The organism is Pseudomonas sp. (assembly GCF_035512415.1).
In the GTDB taxonomy this organism is placed as follows: Bacteria; Pseudomonadota; Gammaproteobacteria; order Pseudomonadales; family Pseudomonadaceae; genus Aquipseudomonas.
The window spans coordinates 39,144-61,675 of sequence record NZ_DATKDZ010000022.1 but is presented as its reverse complement, the minus strand read 5'-3'; the positions used below and the strand labels follow the sequence as shown (position 1 = coordinate 61,675).

Here is a 22,532-nt window from a genome sequence, read left to right as displayed (position 1 = left end):
ATTCACTAATTCGATATAAGACGCGCATCCCAGCGCTGCTGCGCCTGCTGCAGGGCATCCTCGCGAGTAAGCCCCAGGCCGCGCAGGGCCAGGGCCATGGTGCTTAGCACGGCCAGCTGGCCGTAATCATCGCTGGTTTCACCGCGCCAGAAGGCCGTCAGGTGGGCGGGGTCCAGCGACTGCGGCTTGACGTGGCGCTGAGCGGCCAGTGCCGGCCAGTCTTCATCCCAGTTCTCGCCATTGGCCGTGCCATAGAGGTGGCTGGTGGCATCCGGGTTGATTTCGATCTCGCCACCTTCGCCCTTGATCACTATGGCGCTATCGCCGAGCAACTGGCTGGCCTCGCGGTGCACCGCCTGATAGCCGGGGTGGAAGATGCTCTGCAGGCCGCAGCGCGCGCTCAGCGGATTGAGGATGCGCGTTAGCGAGTGAATCGGGGAGCGCAGGCCAAGGATATTGCGCAGGTCGATCATCTTCTGCAGCTGTGGCATCCAGTCGCCCAGGGGGATAAAGGCCAGGTGCTGGGTGTTTATCGCCTGCTCCACGTCGCGCCAATTGCGGCATAGCGGGATCTGCAGTTGTTCGAGCAGCTGTTCGCTGTACATGCGCCCGGCGGTATGGGCACCGCCGCCATGCAGAAGAATTTTGACGCCGCTATTGGCCAGGGCCTTGGCGGCGAGCAGAAACCAGGGCAGATGGCGCTTCTTGCCGGCATAGCTTGGCCAGTCCAGGTCGATCTGCAAGCTCGGTACTTGCAGGCGCTCGCGCACTGCTTCGGCAAAGCCGGCCATTTCCTCGGCGCTTTCTTCCTTGTGCCGCAGCAGCATCAGAAAGGCTCCCAGCTGGCTGTCTTCGGCTTTGTCATCGAGCAGCATGCCCATGGCTTCGCGGGCTTCTTCGCGGGTCAGGTTGCGCGCGCCGCGCTTGCCCTTGCCGAGGATGCGCACGAACTGGGCGAAGGGGTGTTCTGCTGGAGTGCTGAGGTTCATAGGCAATTGGTCGGCTTGGGCAGGCCCGCCAGCTTGGCGGCAAGTTTGGCGGGAGTGCCTTTGAATAACTGGTTGAGGTGCAGGCTGTTGCCCTTGCTCGGGCCGAGTTTGAGGGCGGCGTATTTGATCAGTGGGCGATTGGCCGGGGCCAGCTGGAACTCGGCGTAGAAGTCGCGCAGCAGATGCAGTATCTCCCAGTGTTCGTCGCTCAGGCTGATCTGCTCCTGACAGGCCAGGGCTTCAGCCACCGCCGGCGACCAGTCGGCCAGGTCGAGCAGGTAGCCGTCCTTGTCCAGGGCAATGTGGTGGTTGTCGATCTCCAGGGTGCTCATAGCCAGCTATTGACCTTGTCGAAACGGCAGCTGAGTTCCACCAGGCCCGGGTAGTCGACGGCCTGCAGGCGTTGCGGGCCGGTGATGGCGCGGGCGCTGAGGTCTTCGTCCAGGGCGAACAGGCCAATGCTTTCGGGCATCAGTTCCAGGGCCTGGCACTGGGCGCTGCCCGGTTGCAAGGCATAGACGGCATCGCCACACAACAGCAGGCCGTCGCCGGGGCCAAGCAGGCGCAAGCAGCTGCTCAGACGGCTATCGCTGAAGGGCGAATGGGAAAGCATATGCAGGGTCGTCATCAGAGGGTTATCACCTGATCGTAGCGGGCGACAAGCGCCGTCAGGCCGGCGTCATCCAGCAGTTCAACGGCCAGGTGCAGCTTCTGTTGCTCAAGGCCGCGTTCCTGCAGGCTGCGGGTCGAGGCGTAGAGTGACTCCACGCCGAACATCGGCAGCGCCTGCAGATTGGCACCGAGATCCTTCTGCTGCAGGGTCGCGGGCTGCTGGGCCGTGCTCAGTTGAAACACTCCGTCATCGAGAAACAGCATGCCGATCGGCAGGTCGAAGGCTCCGCCGGCCAGGGCGATATCCAGGGCTTCGCGGGCTGTTGGGCCAGACCAGGGCGGTTGACGGCTGATAATCAGCAGGGATTTGCTCATCTCAAGACCCTCCGAAGCACACCAGGCGGTCGGCCAGCTGCGTCGCCTCATGCAGTTGACCAAGCCCCGACAGCTCCCAGGGAGCCTGCAGGTTGGCGCTACCCGCTGCATAACGCTGGGCTTCCTGGGCATCGAGAACGCCGCGGCGCAGGGCGGCGGCAATGCACACCACGCCGTCGAGCTGCTGGGTGTGGACGAAGTCGCGCCATTCGCTGGTTAAATCCAATTCGTCCTGGGGGCTGACCACGTTGCTCGAGGCGCTGTGCACGCCATCCTGATAGAAGAACAACCTGACGATCTCGTGCCCGCCCGCCTGCACCGCCTGGGCGAAGCGCAGGGCGCGGCGTGAGGAGGGCGCGTGAGGAGGGGCGAACAGGGCAATGGCGAATTTCATGGCAAACCCGGCAAGGACATCTGGCGAAATGATAAGGCCTGAGCGGCCAGCATGCGCATCAGGGCTGGAAAAAACCAGGGGAAGGCGTGAGCGCAAGGTCGGTAAACAGCCCCGAGCGGGTCGGGGCGCTGTCTATTGCTGGCGGGACGAGGCGAATCAGCTATGCAGGTGTTCCGCCGCGTGCAGGGTGTTCTCCAGCAGGCCGGCGCGTGTCATTGGGCCAACACCGCCGGGTACCGGGGTGATCCAGCCGGCGCGGGGAAGGGCGGTTTCATACACCACATCGCCGATCAGCTTGCCATCGGCCTGGCGATTGATGCCCACGTCGATAACGATGGCCCCTTCCTTTATCCACTCGCCCTTGACCAGGCCAGGCTTGCCGGCGGCTACCACGACGATATCAGCCTGGCCGACGTGGGTTGGCAGGTCCTTGGTGAAGCGGTGCGTAACCGTGACGGTGCAACCGGCCAGCAGCAGCTCCATGGCCATGGGGCGGCCGACTATGTTGGAGGCACCCACCACCACGGCATGCATGCCATAAAGGTCGGCGCCGGTGCTTTCGAGCAGGGTCATGATGCCTTTTGGGGTGCAGGGGCGCAGGAGTGGCATGCGCTGGGCCAGGCGACCGATATTGTACGGATGGAAGCCGTCTACATCCTTGTCCGGGCGAATACGCTCCAATAACAGGGATGAGTCGAGGTGCTCGGGCAGCGGCAGCTGAACCAGGATGCCATCGATGCTCGGCTCGTCGTTGAGGCGCTCGATCAGCGCCATCAACTCGTCCTGGCTGGTGGTGGCCGGCAGGTCGTAGGCCTGGGAAACAAAGCCGACCTCTTCGCAGTCCTTGCGCTTGTGCGAGACGTAGACCTGGGAAGCCGGGTCGCTACCAACCAGAATTACAGCCAGACCCGGTGCGCGCAGGCCCTGCTGGCGTCGTTCGGCGACGCGTTGCGCGATCTGCTGGCGGAGGCTGGCGGCAATCGCTTTGCCGTCGATCAGTTGTGCGGTCATTGCGCTTGGTTAACCATAAAGAAAGGATGGAAAAAGGACGCGCATTCTCGCATGACCGTGCGATGGGGCAAAGGCGCATGCCGCGGTTTTCGCGTAACTCCTTTATATAGCTGAATTTTTTTGATCTTCCCTGTTGACGACCGTTAATCACCTCTATAACATTCGCCCCGCTTGTCGAGCACAGCCAGTCGCTGGGTAAGACGGCAAAGGTAAGAGTCGCAAGGTTTTTTCCTAAGCCGAAAGCTTTAAGTCTGCGCTGCAGATGGATAGGCGCCCGTAGCTCAGCTGGATAGAGCATCCGCCTTCTAAGCGGATGGTCGCAGGTTCGAGTCCTGCCGGGCGTGCCATTTGGCAGTCTTGGCGCAAGCAACATGCAATATGGTGGGCGTAGCTCAGTTGGTAGAGCGCAGGATTGTGACTCCTGTTGTCGTGGGTTCGATTCCCATCGTCCACCCCATATTCCAAAGCGCCAGGTGAAAGCCTGGCGTTTTTGTATACAAGGTTTTACCTCTGCGGACGTGGTGGAATTGGTAGACACACTGGATTTAGGTTCCAGCGCCGCAAGGCGTGAGAGTTCGAGTCTCTCCGTCCGCACCATCTTTCTTTAGCTCCCTCCCGTTTGCCGCTTGCATCTAGGGTGACTTCTGCAAATTCAGCCTCTAGAATGCATGCCCTTGATTAGGGGCCGGTAAACGGCCGGCTTATGTCTGTGCAACGAGGAATATCCATGCAAGTTTCTGTTGAAAGCACTTCTGCTCTTGAGCGCCGTATGACCGTTGGCGTTCCCGTTGAGCGCATCGAGACTGAAGTCAACAAGCGTCTGCAGCAGACTGCCCGTCGCGCCAAGGTTCCCGGCTTCCGTCCCGGCAAAGTGCCGATGAGCGTGATCCGTCAGCGTTACGAAGATGCTGCGCGCCAGGAAGCCCTGGGCGACCTGATCCAGTCCACTTTCTATGAAGCCGTGGTCGAGCAGAAGCTCAATCCTGCTGGCGCTCCGGCCGTTGAGCCGAAGTCCTTCGAGAAGGGCAAGGATTTGGAATACGTTGCCACCTTCGAAGTATTCCCGGAATTCACCGTTGCCGGTTTCGAGTCCATTGCCATTGAGCGCCTGCAGGCTGACGTGGCCGACAGCGATGTCGACAACATGCTGGAAATCCTGCGCAAGCAGAACACCCGTTTCGAAACCGTTGAGCGCGCCGCCGAAAATGGCGACCAGCTGAATATCGATTTCGTTGGCAAGGTCGATGGTGAAGCCTTTGCAGGCGGTTCGGCCAAGGGCACTCAGCTGGTTCTCGGCTCCGGCCGCATGATCCCTGGCTTCGAAGATGCTCTGGTGGGTGCCAAGGCTGGCGAAGAGCGCGTGATCAACCCGACTTTCCCGGCTGATTACCAGAATCTTGATCTGGCTGGCAAAGCCGCCGAATTCACCGTCACCGTCAACAGCATCAGCGCTCCGCAGCTGCCTGAGCTGAATGATGACTTCTTCGCCCTGTTCGGTGTGAAAGAAGGCGGCCTGGAAGGTTTCCGCGCTGAAGTGCGCAAGAACATGGAGCGCGAGCTGCGCCAGGCCATCAAGTCCAAGATCAAGAACCAGGTCATGGACGGCCTGCTGGCTGCCAACCCGATCGAAGTGCCGAAGGCCCTGATCGGTAACGAAGTAAACCGTCTGCGTGTGCAGGCCGTTCAGCAGTTCGGTGGCAACCTCAAGCCTGATCAACTGCCGGCCGAGCTGTTCGAAGAGCAAGCCAAGCGCCGCGTCGTGCTGGGCCTGGTCGTCGCTGAAGTGGTCAAGCAGACCGAGCTGAAGCCGGACGAAGCGCGCATCCGTGTAATGATCGAAGAAATGGCTTCGGCTTATCAAGAGCCTGAGCAGGTTGTGGCCTGGTACTACAAAAACGACCAGCAAATGAACGAAGTGCGTTCGGTTGTGCTCGAAGAGCAAGTTGTAGATACTGTTTTGCAGAAGGCCAACGTGACCGATAAAGCGGTCTCTTACGAAGAAGCTGTCAAGCCGGTGGAAGCTCCGCAAGCCGCCTGATTTCTTTACCTCGTTCGAACACGCCATAAGCCAGCCTCCGTGCTGGCTTATGCGTATTTGTGACATGACTATTTAGGGAGCGAGTGCACGCATGTCCCGCAATCCTTTTATGCAACAAATGCCTGATATCCAAGCCGCTGGCGGCCTGGTACCCATGGTTGTCGAGCAGACGGCTCGCGGTGAGCGCGCCTACGATATCTATTCGCGCCTGCTCAAGGAGCGAGTGATCTTTCTTGTCGGCCCTGTAGAGGACTACATGGCCAACCTGATCTGTGCGCAACTGTTATTCCTTGAAGCGGAAAATCCGGACAAGGACATACATCTTTACATCAACTCTCCAGGTGGTTCGGTGACGGCGGGTATGTCGATCTACGACACCATGCAGTTCATCAAGCCTAACGTGTCCACCACCTGTATTGGTCAGGCGTGCAGCATGGGCGCTTTCCTGCTGACCGCTGGTGCTGAGGGCAAGCGTTACTGCCTGCCGAACTCGCGTGTGATGATTCACCAGCCACTGGGCGGTTTCCAAGGCCAGGCGTCGGACATCGAAATTCACGCCAAGGAAATCCTCTTCATCCGTGAGCGTCTCAACATGCTGATGGCCAAGCACAGTGGGCGCACCTTGGAAGAAATCGAGCGCGATACCAATCGTGATAATTTCATGAGCGCCGAAGCGGCTCGTGAATACGGGTTGATCGACGCAGTGATTGAGAAGCGCCCCGCTTAATATAAGCAGCTCAAAATAGGGCAGGTCGGCGTGCCCGGCCGCCGGCGGGCTTGAAAATGCCCGCATTTGCCCTCATCTTGTGTTTCAAGCCTACCGGATTGGATTGAACGAATGACTGACACCCGCAACGGCGAGGACAACGGCAAGCTGCTTTATTGCTCCTTCTGCGGCAAAAGCCAGCATGAAGTGCGCAAATTGATTGCCGGCCCCTCGGTCTTTATCTGCGACGAGTGCGTCGACCTGTGCAACGACATCATCCGCGAGGAGGTGCAGGAAGCCCAGGCCGAGAGCAGCGCGCATAAATTGCCTGCTCCCAAAGAAATCAGCACCATCCTCGATCAGTATGTGATCGGTCAGGAGCGTGCGAAGAAGGTTTTGGCGGTAGCGGTGTACAACCACTACAAGCGCCTCAATCAGCGCGACAAGAAAGATGATGTCGAACTGGGCAAAAGCAATATCCTGCTGATTGGTCCGACTGGCTCGGGTAAAACTCTGCTGGCCGAAACCCTGGCACGTTTGCTTAACGTACCCTTCACCATCGCCGACGCCACCACCCTGACCGAAGCCGGTTATGTCGGTGAGGACGTCGAGAACATTATTCAGAAGCTGCTGCAGAAGTGCGATTACGATGTGGAAAAAGCCCAGATGGGCATCGTCTACATCGACGAAATCGACAAGATTTCGCGCAAATCGGATAACCCGTCGATTACCCGCGACGTATCGGGCGAGGGCGTGCAGCAGGCACTGCTCAAGCTGATCGAGGGCACGGTTGCCTCTGTACCACCGCAGGGTGGTCGCAAGCATCCGCAGCAGGAATTTCTGCAGGTTGATACGCGCAACATTCTGTTTATCTGCGGTGGTGCGTTCTCTGGCCTGGAAAAAGTCATCCAGGGCCGCTCGACCAAGGGTGGTATCGGCTTCAACGCAGAAGTACGCAGCAAGGAAGAGGGCAAGAAAATTGGCGAGTCACTGCGCGCCGTTGAGCCTGATGATCTGGTCAAGTTTGGTCTGATTCCTGAGTTCGTGGGCCGCTTGCCGGTTATCGCCACGTTGGATGAGTTGGACGAAGCGGCTCTGGTGCAGATTCTGACTGAGCCGAAGAATGCTTTGACCAAGCAATACGGCAAGCTGTTTGAGATGGAAGGGGTAGAGCTGGAATTCCGTCCGGATGCGCTGAAGTCGGTTGCCCACAAGGCGCTTGAGCGTAAGACCGGTGCCCGCGGCCTGCGTTCGATTCTCGAAGGTGTCCTGCTCGATACCATGTACGAGATCCCGTCGCAGTCCGACGTCAGCAAGGTGGTTATCGATGAGAGCGTGATCGATGGCACCTCCAAGCCGCTGTTGATTTATGAAAACAGCGAGCTGCCAGCCAAGGCTGCGCCTGACGCGTAACAGGCTTGCAACATGTTGAAAGCAAGGGGCCTGCGGGCCCCTTTGCTTTTGCTATGGCAGCGCTTGTTTTTTGTTGGGGCTGCCCCCATCTTAGGGCTAAGGGTCATCCCATCTGTTCACGGCCGCAAGGCCGACGTAGAGCCGAATATCATGAAGACAACCATCGAATTGCCTCTCCTGCCGCTGCGCGATGTTGTGGTCTATCCGCACATGGTCATCCCATTGTTCGTCGGGCGCGAAAAATCCATCGAGGCCTTAGAAGCGGCCATGACGGGCGAGAAGCAGATTCTGCTGCTCGCGCAGAAGAATCCCGCCGACGATGATCCGGATGAAGCCGGTCTCTATCGCGTCGGTACCGTAGCCACTGTGTTGCAGCTGCTGAAACTGCCGGATGGCACCGTCAAGGTGCTGGTCGAAGGCGAGCAGCGCGGCGAAGTCGAGCGCTTTATCGAGGTCGAAGGCCACTGCCGCGCCGAGGTGCAGCTGATCGATGAGGTCGAGGTTGCCGAGCGCGAGTCCGAGGTCTTTACCCGCAGCCTGCTCAGCCAGTTTGAACAGTACGTGCAGCTGGGCAAGAAAGTCCCGGCCGAGGTACTGGCCTCGCTCAACGGCATCGATGAGCCGGGGCGTCTGGTCGACACCATGGCTGCGCATATGGTGCTGAAGATCGAGCAGAAGCAGGAAATCCTGGAAATCACCGATCTGCAGGCGCGGGTCGAGCATGTGCTGGCTCTGCTGGATGCCGAAATCGACCTGCTGCAGGTGGAAAAACGCATCCGCGGCCGGGTCAAGAAGCAGATGGAGCGCAGTCAGCGCGAGTACTACCTGAATGAGCAGATGAAGGCCATTCAGAAAGAGCTTGGCGATAGCGAGGAAGGCCATAACGAACTCGATGAGCTGAAAAAGCGCATCGAGAATGCCGGGCTGACTGCCGAGGCCCACACCAAGGCCAATGCCGAGCTAAACAAGCTCAAGCAGATGTCGCCGATGTCGGCCGAAGCCACCGTGGTGCGCTCCTATATCGATTGGCTGGTCAATGTGCCGTGGAAGGCCCAGAGCAAGGTGCGCCTGGATTTGGCGCGCGCCGAAGCGATCCTCGATGCCGACCATTACGGTCTGGACGAGGTCAAGGAGCGCATCCTTGAATACCTCGCCGTGCAAAAGCGGGTAAAGAAAATCAAGGGTCCGGTGCTCTGCCTGGTTGGCCCGCCTGGCGTGGGTAAAACCTCGCTGGCTGAGTCGATTGCCAGTGCCACCAACCGCAAGTTCGTGCGAATGGCCTTGGGCGGTGTGCGCGACGAAGCGGAAATTCGCGGTCACCGGCGCACGTATATCGGTTCCATGCCGGGTCGCCTGATTCAGAAAATGACCAAGGTTGGCGTGCGCAACCCGCTGTTCTTGCTCGACGAAATCGACAAGATGGGTCAGGACATGCGTGGCGATCCTGCGTCGGCGCTGCTTGAAGTGCTCGATCCAGAGCAGAACCACAACTTCAACGATCACTATCTGGAGGTCGATTACGACCTGTCGGATGTGATGTTCCTCTGCACGGCCAACTCCATGAATATTCCGGCGGCATTGCTGGACCGCATGGAGGTTATTCGCCTGCCGGGCTACACCGAAGCCGAAAAAATCAATATCGCCATCAAGTACCTGGCACCCAAGCAGGTTCAGGCCAACGGTCTGAAGAAAGCCGAGCTGGTTTTTGATGAGGCGGCGATCCGCGACATCATTCGCTACTACACCCGCGAAGCCGGCGTGCGTGGCCTTGAGCGGCAGATTGCCAAGGTATGCCGCAAGGTGGTCAAGGAACACTCCACCGAGAAGCGCTTCCAGGTCAGCGTTACGGCCGACTCGCTCGAACATTTCCTCGGTGTGCGCAAGCACCGCTACGGTCTGGCCGAGTTGCAGGATCAGATTGGCCAAGTCACAGGCCTTGCCTGGACCCAGGTGGGCGGCGAGCTGCTGACCATCGAAGCGGTTGTGGTGCCTGGCAAAGGCCAGCTGATCAAGACCGGCTCACTGGGTGATGTGATGCTCGAATCGATCACCGCGGCGCAAACCGTGGTCAGAAGTCGCGCCAAGAGCCTGGGCGTGCCTGTGGACTTCTATGAGAAGCAGGACATCCATATCCATATGCCGGAGGGGGCAACCCCCAAAGATGGCCCCAGCGCCGGCGTTGGCATGTGTACGGCGCTGGTTTCGGCCTTGACCCAGATTCCCGTGCGCGCCGATGTGGCAATGACCGGTGAAATCACCTTGCGCGGGCAGGTTCTGGCGATTGGTGGTCTCAAGGAAAAACTGCTGGCGGCGCACCGTGGTGGAATCAAAACAGTGATCATTCCCGAAGAGAATGTGCGCGATTTGAAGGAAATTCCCGAGAATATTAAGCAGGACTTGCAGATTAAACCGGTTAAATGGATTGACGAAGTCCTGCAAATTGCGCTGCAATACGCCCCGGAGCCCTTGCCTGATGCGGCTCCCGAGATAGTTGCAAAGGATGACAAGCGCGAGTCTGACTCCAAGGAGCGAATCAGCACGCATTAGCCGGAGGGCTTCCTTGACATAATTTTGAAGCCCTTGTTATAAAGCGGCTCTTATTGTGTCAGCAGGCCATCCAGCACCCGCTTTGCTTACACTTAAAAGCAAGAAACAAACTCAATAGAAATTAAGGGGACTTAAGAGTGAACAAGTCGGAACTGATCGATGCCATCGCTGCATCTGCTGATATCCCAAAAGCTGTCGCTGGCCGTGCGCTGGACGCAGTAATTGAATCCGTTACTGGTGCTCTGAAAGCGGGCGACTCCGTAGTACTGGTTGGTTTCGGTACCTTCGCTGTCAAAGAGCGCGCTGCTCGTACCGGCCGCAACCCGCAAACTGGTAACCCGATCAGCATCGCTGCTGCCAAGATTCCAGGCTTCAAAGCCGGCAAAGCTCTGAAAGACGCTGTTAACTAAGCCGCTTTCGATCTTGCCCACCAGGTCAGTACACCTGACCTGGCAGCGGAGCGGTAGCCCGGACGGACAGCATCTCCGGGCCATCACGAATCGATACTGTCATTTCGTTCCGCTTCGTTAGTTACGAGAAGGCGCATCCTCTGATGCGCCTTTCTTCTATCCGGATTTTACCCACACTGCGCGACTGCTAATTTTGTACAGTCGTTCTGGGGGACGCATGCTGCAGAACATCAGGGACAATTCACAGGGTTGGATTGCCAAAACCATTATCGGCATCATTGTCGCGCTGTTGGCGCTGACGGGGGTCGATGCCATTTTCACCAGCACCAGCAACAGCCAGAATGCCGCCGCCGTCAACGGCGAGAAAATCACGACGGTGGAGCTGAGTCAGGCTGTCGAGATGCAGCGTCGTCAATTGCTGCAGCAACTGGGCCGCGATTTCGATGCGTCCTTGCTGGATGAGAAGCTGCTGCGCGAATCGGCCCTGAATGGTCTGGTTGAGCGCGCCGTGTTGCTGCAGGGGGCCAAGGACGCCAAGTTCGCATTTTCCCAACAAGCCCTCGATCAGTTGATTCTGCAAACCCCCGAGTTCCTCGTGGATGGCAAATTCAGCGCCGAGCGATTCGATCAGGTGATTCGTCAGCTGGGCTACAACCGTTTGCAGTTCCGCCAGATGCTTGAGCAGGAAATGCTGATTGGTCAGTTGCGTGCCGGTCTGGCCAATAGCGGTTTTGTCACCGATGAGCAGGTGCAGGCGTTTGCCAGTCTGGAGAAACAGACCCGCGATTTCGCTACCCTCACGCTGCAGGCTGATCTCGATGCCGTGGTGCTCAGCGACGATGACATCAAGGCCTATTACAACGCCCAATCCAGCGAGTTCATGACCCCGGAGCAGGTGGTCCTGGAGTATGTCGAGCTGAACAAGGCGGCATTCTTCGATCAGGTGGAAGTCAGCGCCGAGGCGTTGCAGACCGCTTACGAAAATGAAATCGCCAACCTGGCCGAGCAGCGTCGCGCCGCGCATATTTTGCTGGAAGTGAATGACGCGCTGAATGACGAACAAGCCCAGGCCAAACTGGTCGAGGTGCAGAAGCGTCTGGAGCAGGGTGAGGATTTTGCCGCGCTGGCCAAAGAAGTCTCCGATGACTCGGGTTCGGCAGGTGAGGGCGGTGATCTGGGCTTTGCCGGCCCTGGTGTATATGACCCGGCCTTTGAAGAAGCGCTCTATGCGCTGGACGAGAATGCCGTGTCCGCACCCGTGCGCAGCGAGTTCGGCTGGCACTTGATCAAGCTCCTGGACGTGCAGGCACCGGAAGTGCCGAGCTTCGCCAGCCTGGAAGAAAAACTGCAGCGCGATCTCAAGGCGCGTCAGGTCGAGCAGCGCTTTGTCGAAGTCGCCAAGGAACTCGAGGATTCGGCTTTCGAAGCTTCCGATCTGGTTCAGCCAGCCCAGGAGCTCGGCCTCGAGGTCAAGCTGACTGAAGCCTTCGGGCGTCAGGGCGGCAGCGAAGGCCTGAGCGCCAATCGGCAGGTGATCCAGGCCGCGTTCAGTGACGAAGTATTGGAAGACGGCAGCAACAGCAGCGTGATTGAGCTCGATCCCGATACCGTGGTGGTGGTGCGGGTCAAGGAGCACAGCAAGCCTGAGCAGTTGCCGCTTGAGCAGGTGCAGGACAGCATCCGTGATCAGCTGACCAAGGTGCGCGCCAGCGAAGCGGTCAAGGCCAAGGGCGAGGCGCTGCTGACCGCGCTGCGCAGCGGCCAGACGCCGATAGAGCAGGCGGACGCAGCGCAGTCCTGGCAAGTGGTCGAAGCGGCTACCCGGAGCCATGAGGGCGTAGAGCCTGCAGTGTTGCAGACGCTGTTTCGCATGCCCAAACCGGCCAATGCCGACACGCCGAGCTTTGCCACTGTCAGCCTGAACAACGGCGACCTGGTGGTGCTGCGTCTGAACGGCGTCAGCCAGCCCGAGCAAGCCCTGTCCGATGAGGATAAGGCGATGTACAGCCGCTTCCTGGCCTCACGCGTTGGCCAGCAGGATTTCGCTGCCTTCCGTAAGCAGCTGGAAGCCAAGGCTGATATCGAGCGCTTCTGATCGATAGCGTTGAATAAAGAAATGGCAGGGAGCTATTTCTAACGTCGCGCAGCGACGGCCCGAAGGGTGAGTGCCATGGATGGCAACGCATAAAAAAGGCCGCTTAACTAAGCGGCCTTTTTTATTGCTGCGATTTAACTGCTTACTCTTCCATGGCGCCCATGGCGGTGGTGTTGAAGCCGCCGTCGACGTACATGATCTCACCGCTGACGCCCGAGGCCAGGTCGGAGCAGAGGAAGGCCCCGGCGTTGCCGACTTCGTCGATGGTGACGTTACGGCGCAGCGGGGTCTGCTTCTCGTTGGCGGCGAGCATCTTGCGGAAGCTCTTGATGCCGGAGGCGGCCAGGGTGCGAATAGGGCCGGCGGAGATGGCGTTGACGCGGGTGCCTTCTGGGCCGAGGCTGCCGGCCAGGTAGCGTACACCGGCTTCCAGGCTGGCCTTGGCCATGCCCATGACGTTGTAGTTGGGCATGGTGCGCTCGGCACCCAGGTAGGAAAGGGTCAGCAGGCTGCCGTTACGGCCCTTCATCATCTCGCGGCCGGCTTTGGCCAGGGCGACGAAGCTGTAGGCGCTGATGTCGTGGGCGATACGGAAGCCTTCGCGGGTGGTGACGTCGGTGAAGTCACCATCCAGCTGGTCGCCCGGGGCGAAACCAACAGAGTGAACGATGCAGTCCAGGCCGTCCCACTTCTTGCTCAGGGCTTCGAATACCGAGGCGATTTCCTCATCGTTGGCCACATCGCAAGGGAAGCACAGCTCAGGGCCTGAGCCCCAATCAGCGGCAAAGCCTTCGACACGGCCTTTGAGCTTTTCGTTCTGGTAGGTGAAGGCCAGTTCGGCACCTTCACGGTGCATGGCTGCCGCGATGCCGGAGGCGATGGACAGTTTGCTGGCGACGCCAACGATCAGTACGCGCTTGCCGCTTAGAAAACCCATGGGTGTTGTTCCTCTTCCTGTCTACAAGAATTAGTCAGCTGGGACCATAAAGGCCGCTTCCAGCAACTGCTGTGTATAGATGTCCTGTGGCGCGGCAAAGACACGTGCCGCCGGGCCTTGTTCCACCACTTTGCCCTGTTTGACCACCATGACCTGGTGGCTCAGGGCCCTGACCACCGCCAGGTCGTGGCTGATAAACAGGTAGGTCAGGTTGTATTTGGCCTGCAGCGAGCGTAGCAGCTCAACCACCTGGCGCTGCACGGTGCGGTCGAGGGCCGAGGTTGGCTCATCCAGCAGGATCAGCGCCGGTTTCAGCACCAGGGCGCGGGCGATGGCAATCCGCTGACGCTGCCCGCCGGAGAACTCGTGGGGGTAGCGATGGCGGGTGTCCGGGTCCAGGCCCACTTCCACCAGGGCGTCGATAATTGCCTGTTCCTGCTCGGCTTCGCTGCCCATGCGGTGAATCTGCAAACCCTCGCCGACAATCTGGCCGACCGACATGCGCGGGCTGAGGCTGCCAAAGGGGTCCTGAAAGACCACCTGCATCTGCCGGCGTAGCGGCCGTACTTCATGCTGCGACAGGCCGTCCAGGGCCTGCCCCTGAAAGCGTATGCCGCCCTGGCTGCCGAGCAGGCGCAGGATCGCCAGGCCGAGGGTGGACTTGCCCGAGCCGCTTTCGCCGACGATGCCCAGGGTCTGGCCCTGGGGCAGGCTGAAGTTGATCCCGTCCACAGCCTTGACGTGGTCGACCGTGCGGCGCAGCAAGCCTTTCTTGATCGGAAACCAGACGCGCAGGTTCTCGACTTCGAGCATGGTCTTGCCCGGGGGCAGGTCAACGGGGCCGCCACTGGGCTCCGCGCCCAGCAGTTCGCGGGTATAGGGGTGTTGCGGGGAGTGGAACAGGGTCTGGCAGCTGGCCTGTTCGACGATGTGGCCGCGCTGCATCACGCAGACGCGATGGGCAATGCGCCTGACCAGGTTGAGGTCATGGCTGATCAGCAGGATGGCCATCCCCAGTTTGCTCTGCAGGTCCTTGAGCAGTTCGAGGATCTTCAGTTGTACGGTCACGTCCAGGGCGGTGGTGGGCTCGTCGGCGATCAGCAGTTCCGGCTCGTTGGCCAGGGCCATAGCGATCACCACGCGTTGCCGTTGACCGCCGGAGAGCTCGTGGGGGTAGGCCTTGAGGCGCTTGTGCGGTTCGGGGATGCCCACCAGGTCGAGCAGCTCCAGGGTGCGGGCGGTGGCGGCCTTGCCGCTCAGGCCCTTGTGCAGGGCCAGCACCTCGTTGATCTGCTTCTCGATGCTGTGCAGCGGGTTGAGCGAGGTCATGGGTTCCTGAAAGACCATGGCGATGCGGTTGCCGCGAATCCCGCGCAGTTTGTTCTCGTTCAGCTTGAGCAGGTCTTGCCCTGCGTAATGAATGCTGCCGCTCGGATGCTGGGCTAGCGGGTAGGGCAGCAGACGCAGGATCGAGTGGGCGGTGACCGACTTGCCCGAGCCGCTTTCGCCGACCAGAGCCAGGGTTTCGCCGCGCTTGATATCGAAGCTGACCGCCTCCACCACGCGCTGCCTGCTGTTGCCGGTGACGAACTCGACGGCCAGGTCGCGCACTTCGATGAGGTTGTTCGATTCGGTCATCTTATTTCCTCGGGTCGAAGGCGTCGCGCGCCGCTTCGCCGATAAACACCAGCAAACTCAGCATCAGGGCCAGGACCGCAAAGGCGCTGATCCCCAGCCAAGGGGCCTGCAGGTTGGATTTGCCCTGGGCCACCAGCTCGCCCAGGGACGGCGCGCCCGGCGGCAGGCCAAAGCCAAGGAAGTCCAGAGCGGTCAGGGTGCCGATCGCGCCAGTGAGGATAAAGGGCATAAAGGTCATGGTTGAGACCATGGCGTTGGGCAGGATATGGCGGAACATGATCGCGCCGTTTTCCATGCCCAGAGCACGGGCGGCGCGCACGTATTCCAGGTTGCGTCCACGCAGGAACTCGGCGCGCACCACATCCACCAGGCTCATCCAGGAGAACAGCAGCATGATGCCCAGCAACCACCAGAAATTCGGCTGTACAAAGCTGGCCAGAATGATCAGCAGGTAGAGCACCGGCAGGCCGGACCAGATTTCCAGAAAGCGTTGTCCGGCCAGATCGACCCAGCCACCGTAGAACCCCTGCAGGGCGCCGGCGAAAACGCCGATCACCGAGCTTGCCAGGGTCAGGATCAGGGCGAACAGCACCGAGATGCGAAAGCCGTAGATCACCCGGGCTAATACGTCGCGGCCCTGGTCGTCGGTGCCCAGCCAGTTCTCTGCGGACGGCGGCGCGGGGGCCGGCACCTGCAGGTCGTAGTTGATGCTGGAGTAGCTGTAGGGAATCGGCGGCCAGAGCATCCAGCCGTCTTTCTGTTCGATCAGTTCGCGGATATAGGGGCTCTTGTAGTTGGCCTGGAGCGGGAATTCGCCGCCAAAGGTGGTTTCCGGGTAGCGTTTGAGCACCGGGAAATACAGTTCGCCGTCGTACTGCACGACCAGCGGTTTGTCGTTGGCGATCAGTTCGGCACCCAGGGTGACGAAGAACAGCGCAAGAAAGATCCACAGCGACCACCAGCCGCGCTTGTGGGCCTTGAACAGTTGGAAGCGTCGCTGGTTGATAGGGGACAGTTTCATCTCAACTCTCCCGACTTTCGAAGTCGATACGCGGATCGACCAGGGTGTAGGTAATGTCGCCAATCAATTTCACTACCAGCCCGAGCAAGGTGAAGATAAACAGGGTGCCGAACACCACCGGATAATCGCGGTTGATCGCCGCCTCGAAGCTCATCAGGCCGAGGCCGTCGAGGGAGAAGATCACCTCGATAAGCAGGGAGCCGGTGAAGAAAATACCGATAAAGGCCGAGGGGAAGCCGGCGATGATGATCAGCATGGCGTTGCGGAATACATGGCCGTAGAGCACGCCGTTGTTGGTCAGGCCCTTGGCCCGGGCGGTGGTCACGTACTGTTTGTTGATCTCGTCGAGGAAGCTGTTCTTGGTCAGCAGGGTCAGGGTGGCAAAGTTGCCGATGACCAAGGCGGTGACGGGCAGCGCCAGGTGCCAGAAGTAGTCGAGCAGCTTGCCGCTAAAACTCAGCTCGTCGAAGTTGTTCGAGGTCAGCCCGCGCAGCGGGAACCAGTCGAAATAGCTACCGCCGGCGAACAGCACGATCAGCAGAATGGCGAACAGGAAGGCCGGGATGGCGTAGCCGACGATGATTGCTGAACTGGTCCAGACGTCGAAGGCGCTGCCATGCCGGGTGGCCTTGGCGATCCCCAGGGGGATCGACACCAGGTACATGATCAGGGTGCTCCATAGCCCCAGGGAGATCGACACCGGCATCTTCTCGATGATCAGGTCGATGACCTCGGCATCGCGGAAGAAGCTCGAGCCGAAATCGAGCTGGGCATAGCTTTTCAGCATCAGCCAGAAGCGTTCCGGGGCCGGCTTGTCGAAGCCGTACATGCGCTCGATTTCCGCCACCAGCTCGGGGTCCAGACCCTGAGCACCACGGTAGTTGGAGCCGGCCACCGAGACCTCGGCACCTCCGCCGGCGATGCGGCTGGTGGCACCTTCAAAGCCTTCCAGCTTGGCGATCATCTGCTCGACCGGGCCGCCGGGAGCGGCCTGGATGATGATGAAGTTGATCAGCAGAATGCCGAACAGGGTGGGGATGATCAGCAGCAGGCGACGGAAGATATACGCCAGCATCTTATTGCTCCGCCGTCGGGGAGGCAGCCGGTTCTGGCTGCGCTTCGGGTGCCTGTGGGCGGACCCACCAGGTGTTCAGGCCGATATCGTACTGCGGGGTGACTTTCGGGTGCTCGAAGCGATTCCAGTAGGCCACGCGCCAGGTCTTGATATGCCAGTTGGGGATCACGTAGTGGCCCCAGAGCAAGACGCGATCCAGGGCGCGGGTATGCTCGATCAGGCTTTGCCGCGAGTCGGCTTTGATCAGGCCTTCGACCAGCTGATCCACGGCCGGGTCCTTCAGGCCGATAAAGTTGCGACTGCCGGGGTTGTCGGCGCTGCTGGAGTGCCAGTACTCACGCTGCTCGTTGCCGGGGGAGTTGGACTGGCCGAAACCGCTGACAATCAGGTCGAAGTCACGCGAACGCAGGCGGTTTATGTACTGGGAGACATCGACCCGGCGGATCACCAGGTCGATGCCCAGGTCCGCCAGGTTGCGTTTGAACGGCAGCAGTACGCGCTCGAACTCGGTCTGGGCGAGGAGGAACTCGAAGCTGACGGCCTTACCTTCGGCGTCCAGCATCTGGTCGCCTTCGATGCGCCAGCCGGCTTCCTGCAGCAGCTGATAGGCGCGGCGCTGCTGTTCGCGAATGATGCCGCTGCCGTCGGTGACCGGCGGCTGGTATTCGTCGGTAAAGACCTGCGGCGGAATCTGTTCACGCAGCGGCTCAAGCAGCTTTAGCTCGCCTGGGCTGGGCAGGCCGACGGAGGCCAGTTCGGAGTTGTCGAAATAGCTGCGGGTACGGGTGTAGGCACCATTGAACAGCTGGCGGTTGGCCCATTGGAAATCGAACAGCAGGCCGAGGGCCTCACGTACGCGGCGGTCCTGGAACAACGGGCGGCGGGTGTTGTAGATAAAGCCCTGCATGCCCGTGGGGTTGTGGTTGGCGATTTCTTCCTTGATCAGCTGGCCGTTGGCGACCGCGCCGATGTTGTAGGCGGTGGCCCAGTTCTTCGCGCTGGTTTCCAGCCAATAGTCGAACTGGCCGGCCTTCAGGGCTTCCAGGGCCACGGTGTTATCGCGGTAGTAATCGATCCGGCGGGTGTCGAAGTTGTAGAAGCCGCGGCTGACTGGCAGGCCATTGGCCCACCAGTCCTTGACTCGCTCGTAGCGAATCGAGCGGCCGGCTTGTACGTCTGCGACCCGGTAGGGGCCGCTGCCCAGGGGGATTTCCAGATTGCTCTTGCTGAAATCGCGCTCGGCCCACCAGTGCTTGGGCAGCACCGGCAACTGACCGACAATCAGCGGCAGTTCGCGGTTGCCGGCGTGCTTGAAGACAAAGCGAACCTTGAGTGGCCCCTCGATTTCGACCCGATCGACATCGGCATAGTAGCCGCGGTAGGTGGGGGCACCTTTGCTCATCAGGGTTTCGAAGGTGAACTTGACGTCTTCGGCGGTGACCGGCTGGCCATCGTGGAAACGTGCCTCGGGGCGCAGATAAAAACGCACCCAGGCGTTGTCTGGGGCCTTCTCGATCTTTTCCGCGAGCAGGCCGTACTCGGTAAAGGGTTCGTCCAGGCTGTGATGGGTCAGGGTGTCGTAGATCAGGCCGAGATCGTCGGCGGCCACCCCCTTGTTGATAAAGGGGTTGAGGCTGTCGAAACCACCGAAACCGGCCTGGCGTAAGCTACCGCCCTTGGGCGCGTCGGGGTTTACGTAATCGAAGTGCTGGAAATTGGCTGGGTACTTGGGGGGCTCGTCGTACAGGGTCTGGGCGTGTTTGGGGCCGGCCAGGGCCAGGCCGGCAAGGCTGAGCAGGGCAATGCCGCTACCGTGGACGAGTAAGGCGCGCAACGCATGGGTCATTTAGCGTTCTCCATGGACTTCAGCCACCAGGTCCGTAGCCCCAGGGTGTAGGGCGGTGTGGCGACAAAGGCAAATCGGTTGCGATATGCCAGGCGGTGATAATCGATATACCAGTTCGGGATGCTGTAATGCTGCCAGAGCAACACGCGGTCGAGGGCGCGGGTCGCGGCAACCTGCTCGTCGCGCGTCTGCGCCGAGAGCAGGCGGTCGATCAGGCTGTCCACGACCGGGTGGCTGACGCCTGCATAGTTCCTGCCACCTTTGAGGCTGGCCTGGCTGGAGTGGAAGTACAGCGATTGTTCCAGGCCAGGGCTGAGGGTCTGCGGCAGGGTCAGAAGGATCATGTCAAAGTCGAATTGATCAAGGCGTTGCTTGTACTGGGCGCGGTCAACGGTGCGCAGGCTGGCCTGGATACCGATGCTGGCAAGGTTTTCGGTAAAGGGCTGGAGAATGCGCTCGAGGTTGGGATTGACCAGCAGTATCTCGAAGCGCAGAGGCTCGCCCTGACTATTGAGCAGGCGTTGCCCTGAAGGTTTCCAGCCGGCGTCGGCCAATAGACCCAAGGCGCGGCGCAAGGTTTCCCGGGGGATACCGCGGCCATCGGTTTGCGGCATCGTGAAGGGTTCGCTAAACAGGCGCGGCGGTAATTGCTTGCGGTGCGGCGAAAGCAGCAGCCATTCGGCCCCTTCCGGTTTGCCGCTGGCGGAGAACTCGCTGTTGGGGTAGTAGCTCTTGGCGCGGGTATAGGAGCTGTTGAACAGCGCGCGGTTGGCCCATTCGAAATCGAACATCAGGCCCATGGCCTCGCGCACCCTGACGTCGCTGAACACGCTGCGCCGGGTGTTCATAAACAGTGCCTGGGTCTGGGTGGGGATCTGGTGGGGAATTTCCGCCTTGATCACTTCACCGCGAGCCAGGGCAGGGAAGCGGTAGCCGCTGGCCCAGTTCTTCGCCTGCTGCTCGATATAGACGTCGAACTCGCCAGCCTTGAAGGCTTCGAAGGCGACATGGCTGTCGCGATAGAACTCCACTTCAACTCGGTCGAAATTGTATTTGCCGCGGTTGACCGGCAGTTGCGTGCCCCACCAGTCTTTGACCCGCTCGAAGGTCAGGCTGCGCCCTGGGCTGACCTTGGTGATGCGGTAGGGCCCGCTGCCCAGCGGCGGTTCGTAGGTGGTGGCCTTGAAGTCGCGATCCTGCCAGTAATGTTGCGGCAGCACCGGCAGCTCGCCCAGGCGCAGGATCAGCAGCGGATTACCGGCACGCTTGAAGACGAAGCGCACGCTGTGCCGATTGAGAATGTCGACGCGCTGGACTTCCTGCAGGTTGGTGCGGTACTGCGGGTGGCCGTCCTTGAGCAGCAGCTTGTAGGAGAAGGCCACGTCATAGGCGGTAATGGGCTTGCCATCGTGGAAGCGGGCCTCGGGGCGCAGGTTGAATACCACCCAGCTGCGGTCCTCGCTGTACTCGACCGAGCGGGCAATCAAGCCATAACTGGAGGTGGGTTCATCGCCCGAGGGGTCGTACGCGCCAGTACCCACCATCAGCGGGGCATTGTATTCATTGACCCCGTATTGCAGAAAGTTGGCGGTGGCGACGGGGCTGCTGCCCTTGAAGGTATAGGGATTCAGGGTGTCGAAGCTGCCTGAAGCCATGATCCGCAGGGTGCCGCCCTTGGGGGCTTCGGGGTTTACCCAGTCGAAGTGGGTAAAGCTGGCGGGGTACTTGAGTACCCCGAATTGGGCGTAGCCGTGACTTTCGCGAAGAGTCGACCAGGCCGGAAAGCTGATGGCCAGGCAGAGGAACAGCGAGAGGAGGGGACGTATCAAGTGAAATATCCGATCCGTGGCGTCTTATGGGCTGCTGGTCAGGTACAGTAACAGCTTGTATCCGCTGGAAAAAGAGCAGGTCAGCCAGTGAGTAACAGTTTGACTACACTACCCCCAATAACTGCGAGGCAATGATCTTGGGTACACATAGCCATGGTATGCATTCATGGATTGAACGATTTAACCAAGCTGAATTGCCCGCCCTCGCGGCGGTGGTGCAGGACTTGCATCGATTGACCCAGAACGGCAAGTCTTCGGTCCAGCAGCTGGCCGATGTGTTGTTACGCGATGCCTCCTTGACCTCCAAGGTGCTGCGCATCGGCAACAGCGTCTATTACAACCCGTCCCAGGAAACCATTCGCACCATTTCCCGCGCGATTGTGCTGATCGGCTTCGATAACGTGCGCCAGATCGGCCTGTCGGTGAGTCTGATCGATGGCCTGTTGGGCAGTGCCTCGCGGCATCAGTTGCAGGAACTGCTGGCGCGCTCCTTTCATGCCGCCGTGCAGGCCCGCAACATCGCCGGTTACGTGCTGTCCAGGCATGAGGAAGAAGTCTTCGTCGCCGCCCTGCTGCATAACATCGGCGAGCTGGCGTTCTGGGGCTGCGCCGATGACCAGGCCGACGAGCTGGCCAGCGCCCTGGCCCAGCCCGGCGTGGATGCCGACGAGGCGGTCATGGCGGTGCTCGGAACCAGCTTTCGCCACCTGACCCAGGGCCTGGTGAAAAGCTGGAACCTGGGTGGCATTGTCGGCTTGGCGCAAAACAGTGCCAACCATAACGACCCCGCCGTGCGTGCGGTCAGCTTGGGTGCGCGGATCAGCGAGGCTGCCTTGCAGGGCTGGGACTCGGTGGCCATGGAAAAACTGCTCGACGAGATGGCGAGCCTGACCGGGGTTACTCCCGAGGAGGCCATGCAGCAGGTGCTGGCCAGTGCCGACGAGGCGGTCAAGGTGGCCGCAACCTTCGGGGCCAGCGAACTCGGCAAGCTGATTCCCAATACCGACCCGGAGCAGATTCGTCTGCAGCAGGAACAGCGCAAGGCCAGCCTGTTACAGCCCAATCTGCTGGTATTGCAGCAAGCCCTGCAGGACCTGGGGCAGATGGCGGTGCAGCGCGGCGAGGTGGGCAATATTCTCGACACCCTGCTCAGGGGCCTGCATCAGGGGGCCGGGCTGGAGCGGGTGATGTTGGTGGTGCTGGCTGACGGGCAGAGCTGCTTCCGGGCCAAGCGGGTGGTGGGCGAGGCCACGGAAAAAGGCCTGAACGATTTTGTCCTGCCGGTCGAACAGCCCGAGCAGCAGCATATCTTCAGTTATGTGCTGCGCCACAAGGAGGCCCTGTGGATGGGCGTGCCGGCTAGTTATAACCTCGCCGAATTGGTGACCCAGCCGATCCGCCAGCGGTTGGGCCAAGGCATGTTCTTTATTGCCCCGCTGTTGGCCGGCAAGCGCGAAATCGGGGTGATATATGCCGATGGCCGGGTTTCCGGACGGGCTCTGAAGCACGAACAGTTCGTTGCCTTCCAGCGCTTTACTCAGCTGACTGGGCGCTGTCTGGAAGCGCTGACAAAGAAGGGCTGACAGGCTGCTTCGT

19 protein-coding genes and 3 tRNA genes are annotated in these 22,532 nt (G+C 60.2%); 10 read left to right on the top strand and 12 right to left on the bottom strand.

Features of this window, described 5'->3' with window-relative positions:
• Positions 1 to 5: 5 nt before the first annotated feature.
• The 6 genes from VMP31_RS11280 to folD all read right to left on the bottom strand — a co-directional run bounded on the left by VMP31_RS11280 (position 6) and on the right by folD (position 3,381).
• Complete coding sequence (locus VMP31_RS11280) at positions 6 to 989, bottom strand: glycosyl transferase family protein (protein ID WP_325507100.1); 984 nt, start codon at positions 987 to 989, stop codon at positions 6 to 8.
• A complete protein-coding gene (locus tag VMP31_RS11275) occupies positions 986 to 1,321 on the bottom strand; it encodes a TusE/DsrC/DsvC family sulfur relay protein (protein ID WP_325507098.1) in 336 nt (111 codons plus the stop codon). The genes VMP31_RS11280 and VMP31_RS11275 overlap by 4 nt, the downstream gene beginning before the upstream one ends.
• Positions 1,318 to 1,617: a sulfurtransferase complex subunit TusB gene (tusB, locus tag VMP31_RS11270; protein WP_325507096.1), complete on the bottom strand. Its 300-nt coding sequence runs from the start codon at positions 1,615 to 1,617 to the stop codon at positions 1,318 to 1,320. Before tusB ends, VMP31_RS11275 begins: the two co-directional genes overlap by 4 nt.
• The gene (tusC, locus tag VMP31_RS11265; protein WP_325507095.1) at positions 1,617 to 1,976 is read right to left on the bottom strand and encodes a sulfurtransferase complex subunit TusC; all 360 of its coding nucleotides are present in this window, start codon (positions 1,974 to 1,976) and stop codon (positions 1,617 to 1,619) included. The genes tusB and tusC overlap by 1 nt, the downstream gene beginning before the upstream one ends.
• Position 1,977: 1 nt before the next feature.
• The gene (gene tusD / locus VMP31_RS11260; protein ID WP_325507093.1) at positions 1,978 to 2,370 is read right to left on the bottom strand and encodes a sulfurtransferase complex subunit TusD; all 393 of its coding nucleotides are present in this window, start codon (positions 2,368 to 2,370) and stop codon (positions 1,978 to 1,980) included.
• Between the two features lie 156 nt (positions 2,371 to 2,526).
• On the bottom strand, positions 2,527 to 3,381 hold the full coding sequence (folD, locus tag VMP31_RS11255) for a bifunctional methylenetetrahydrofolate dehydrogenase/methenyltetrahydrofolate cyclohydrolase FolD (RefSeq protein WP_325507092.1): 855 nt from the start codon (positions 3,379 to 3,381) through the stop codon (positions 2,527 to 2,529).
• Between the two features lie 270 nt (positions 3,382 to 3,651).
• Between folD and VMP31_RS11250 the strand changes: the two genes are divergently transcribed.
• The 9 genes from VMP31_RS11250 (at position 3,652) to VMP31_RS11210 (ending at position 12,590) form a co-directional block, all read left to right on the top strand.
• Positions 3,652 to 3,728: transfer RNA gene (locus tag VMP31_RS11250), tRNA-Arg, on the top strand.
• A gap of 34 nt (positions 3,729 to 3,762) precedes the next feature.
• A tRNA-His gene (locus tag VMP31_RS11245) sits at positions 3,763 to 3,838 on the top strand.
• A gap of 55 nt (positions 3,839 to 3,893) precedes the next feature.
• Positions 3,894 to 3,978: transfer RNA gene (locus VMP31_RS11240), tRNA-Leu, on the top strand.
• 130 nt (positions 3,979 to 4,108) lie between these two features.
• Positions 4,109 to 5,419: a trigger factor gene (tig, locus tag VMP31_RS11235; RefSeq protein WP_325507090.1), complete on the top strand. Its 1,311-nt coding sequence runs from the start codon at positions 4,109 to 4,111 to the stop codon at positions 5,417 to 5,419.
• A gap of 91 nt (positions 5,420 to 5,510) precedes the next feature.
• A complete protein-coding gene (gene clpP / locus VMP31_RS11230; RefSeq protein ID WP_275962616.1) occupies positions 5,511 to 6,146 on the top strand; it encodes an ATP-dependent Clp endopeptidase proteolytic subunit ClpP in 636 nt (211 codons plus the stop codon).
• Positions 6,147 to 6,257: 111 nt separating this feature from the next.
• Positions 6,258 to 7,538 carry an ATP-dependent Clp protease ATP-binding subunit ClpX gene (gene clpX / locus VMP31_RS11225; protein ID WP_325507088.1) on the top strand — a complete coding sequence of 427 codons (1,281 nt, stop codon included), beginning with the start codon at positions 6,258 to 6,260 and terminating at the stop codon, positions 7,536 to 7,538.
• Between the two features lie 150 nt (positions 7,539 to 7,688).
• Complete coding sequence (gene lon / locus VMP31_RS11220; RefSeq protein ID WP_325507086.1) at positions 7,689 to 10,085, top strand: endopeptidase La; 2,397 nt, start codon at positions 7,689 to 7,691, stop codon at positions 10,083 to 10,085.
• Positions 10,086 to 10,222: 137 nt separating this feature from the next.
• Positions 10,223 to 10,495 carry a nucleoid-associated protein HU-beta gene (gene hupB / locus VMP31_RS11215; RefSeq protein ID WP_010490206.1) on the top strand — a complete coding sequence of 91 codons (273 nt, stop codon included), beginning with the start codon at positions 10,223 to 10,225 and terminating at the stop codon, positions 10,493 to 10,495.
• A gap of 217 nt (positions 10,496 to 10,712) precedes the next feature.
• Positions 10,713 to 12,590, top strand: coding sequence for a SurA N-terminal domain-containing protein (locus tag VMP31_RS11210; RefSeq protein ID WP_325507084.1), 1,878 nt, complete (start codon positions 10,713 to 10,715; stop codon positions 12,588 to 12,590).
• A 142-nt stretch (positions 12,591 to 12,732) separates the two neighbouring features.
• On the opposite strand, the gene fabI is transcribed toward VMP31_RS11210, so the two are convergent.
• From fabI to VMP31_RS11180, 6 genes are read right to left on the bottom strand one after another with little or no spacing between them, the layout of a single operon-like run.
• On the bottom strand, positions 12,733 to 13,527 hold the full coding sequence (gene fabI / locus VMP31_RS11205; RefSeq protein WP_275962620.1) for an enoyl-ACP reductase FabI: 795 nt from the start codon (positions 13,525 to 13,527) through the stop codon (positions 12,733 to 12,735).
• Positions 13,528 to 13,557: 30 nt separating this feature from the next.
• Positions 13,558 to 15,165 (bottom strand): ABC transporter ATP-binding protein, encoded by a 1,608-nt coding sequence (locus tag VMP31_RS11200; RefSeq protein ID WP_325507079.1) that lies wholly within the window; start codon positions 15,163 to 15,165, stop codon positions 13,558 to 13,560.
• Between the two features lies 1 nt (position 15,166).
• Positions 15,167 to 16,186, bottom strand: a complete 1,020-nt coding sequence (locus tag VMP31_RS11195; RefSeq protein WP_325507077.1) for an ABC transporter permease — start codon at positions 16,184 to 16,186, stop codon at positions 15,167 to 15,169.
• A gap of 1 nt (position 16,187) precedes the next feature.
• On the bottom strand, positions 16,188 to 17,261 hold the full coding sequence (locus VMP31_RS11190) for a microcin C ABC transporter permease YejB (RefSeq protein WP_325507076.1): 1,074 nt from the start codon (positions 17,259 to 17,261) through the stop codon (positions 16,188 to 16,190).
• 1 nt (position 17,262) lies between these two features.
• On the bottom strand, positions 17,263 to 19,107 hold the full coding sequence (locus VMP31_RS11185) for an extracellular solute-binding protein (protein WP_325507073.1): 1,845 nt from the start codon (positions 19,105 to 19,107) through the stop codon (positions 17,263 to 17,265).
• Positions 19,104 to 20,933, bottom strand: a complete 1,830-nt coding sequence (locus tag VMP31_RS11180; protein ID WP_325507207.1) for an extracellular solute-binding protein — start codon at positions 20,931 to 20,933, stop codon at positions 19,104 to 19,106. Before VMP31_RS11180 ends, VMP31_RS11185 begins: the two co-directional genes overlap by 4 nt.
• Before the next feature lie 161 nt (positions 20,934 to 21,094).
• Here VMP31_RS11180 and VMP31_RS11175 point away from each other — a divergent pair, with 161 nt between their 5' ends.
• Positions 21,095 to 22,519 carry an HDOD domain-containing protein gene (locus tag VMP31_RS11175; RefSeq protein WP_325507071.1) on the top strand — a complete coding sequence of 475 codons (1,425 nt, stop codon included), beginning with the start codon at positions 21,095 to 21,097 and terminating at the stop codon, positions 22,517 to 22,519.
• The last annotated feature ends 13 nt before the right edge of the window (positions 22,520 to 22,532 follow it).

What these genes read in the sequence shown, in the direction of transcription:
- VMP31_RS11280 (WP_325507100.1), bottom strand. Translation starts at nt 989, where the DNA reads ATGAACCTCAGCACTCCAGCAGAACACCCCTTCGCCCAGTTCGTGCGC.
- VMP31_RS11275 (WP_325507098.1), bottom strand. Translation starts at nt 1,321, where the DNA reads ATGAGCACCCTGGAGATCGACAACCACCACATTGCCCTGGACAAGGAC.
- tusB (WP_325507096.1), bottom strand. Translation starts at nt 1,617, where the DNA reads ATGACGACCCTGCATATGCTTTCCCATTCGCCCTTCAGCGATAGCCGT.
- tusC (WP_325507095.1), bottom strand. Translation starts at nt 1,976, where the DNA reads ATGAGCAAATCCCTGCTGATTATCAGCCGTCAACCGCCCTGGTCTGGC.
- tusD (WP_325507093.1), bottom strand. Translation starts at nt 2,370, where the DNA reads ATGAAATTCGCCATTGCCCTGTTCGCCCCTCCTCACGCGCCCTCCTCA.
- folD (WP_325507092.1), bottom strand. Translation starts at nt 3,381, where the DNA reads ATGACCGCACAACTGATCGACGGCAAAGCGATTGCCGCCAGCCTCCGC.
- tig (WP_325507090.1), top strand. Translation starts at nt 4,109, where the DNA reads ATGCAAGTTTCTGTTGAAAGCACTTCTGCTCTTGAGCGCCGTATGACC.
- clpP (WP_275962616.1), top strand. Translation starts at nt 5,511, where the DNA reads ATGTCCCGCAATCCTTTTATGCAACAAATGCCTGATATCCAAGCCGCT.
- clpX (WP_325507088.1), top strand. Translation starts at nt 6,258, where the DNA reads ATGACTGACACCCGCAACGGCGAGGACAACGGCAAGCTGCTTTATTGC.
- lon (WP_325507086.1), top strand. Translation starts at nt 7,689, where the DNA reads ATGAAGACAACCATCGAATTGCCTCTCCTGCCGCTGCGCGATGTTGTG.
- VMP31_RS11210 (WP_325507084.1), top strand. Translation starts at nt 10,713, where the DNA reads ATGCTGCAGAACATCAGGGACAATTCACAGGGTTGGATTGCCAAAACC.
- fabI (WP_275962620.1), bottom strand. Translation starts at nt 13,527, where the DNA reads ATGGGTTTTCTAAGCGGCAAGCGCGTACTGATCGTTGGCGTCGCCAGC.
- VMP31_RS11200 (WP_325507079.1), bottom strand. Translation starts at nt 15,165, where the DNA reads ATGACCGAATCGAACAACCTCATCGAAGTGCGCGACCTGGCCGTCGAG.
- VMP31_RS11195 (WP_325507077.1), bottom strand. Translation starts at nt 16,186, where the DNA reads ATGAAACTGTCCCCTATCAACCAGCGACGCTTCCAACTGTTCAAGGCC.
- VMP31_RS11190 (WP_325507076.1), bottom strand. Translation starts at nt 17,261, where the DNA reads ATGCTGGCGTATATCTTCCGTCGCCTGCTGCTGATCATCCCCACCCTG.
- VMP31_RS11185 (WP_325507073.1), bottom strand. Translation starts at nt 19,107, where the DNA reads ATGACCCATGCGTTGCGCGCCTTACTCGTCCACGGTAGCGGCATTGCC.
- VMP31_RS11175 (WP_325507071.1), top strand. Translation starts at nt 21,095, where the DNA reads ATGCATTCATGGATTGAACGATTTAACCAAGCTGAATTGCCCGCCCTC.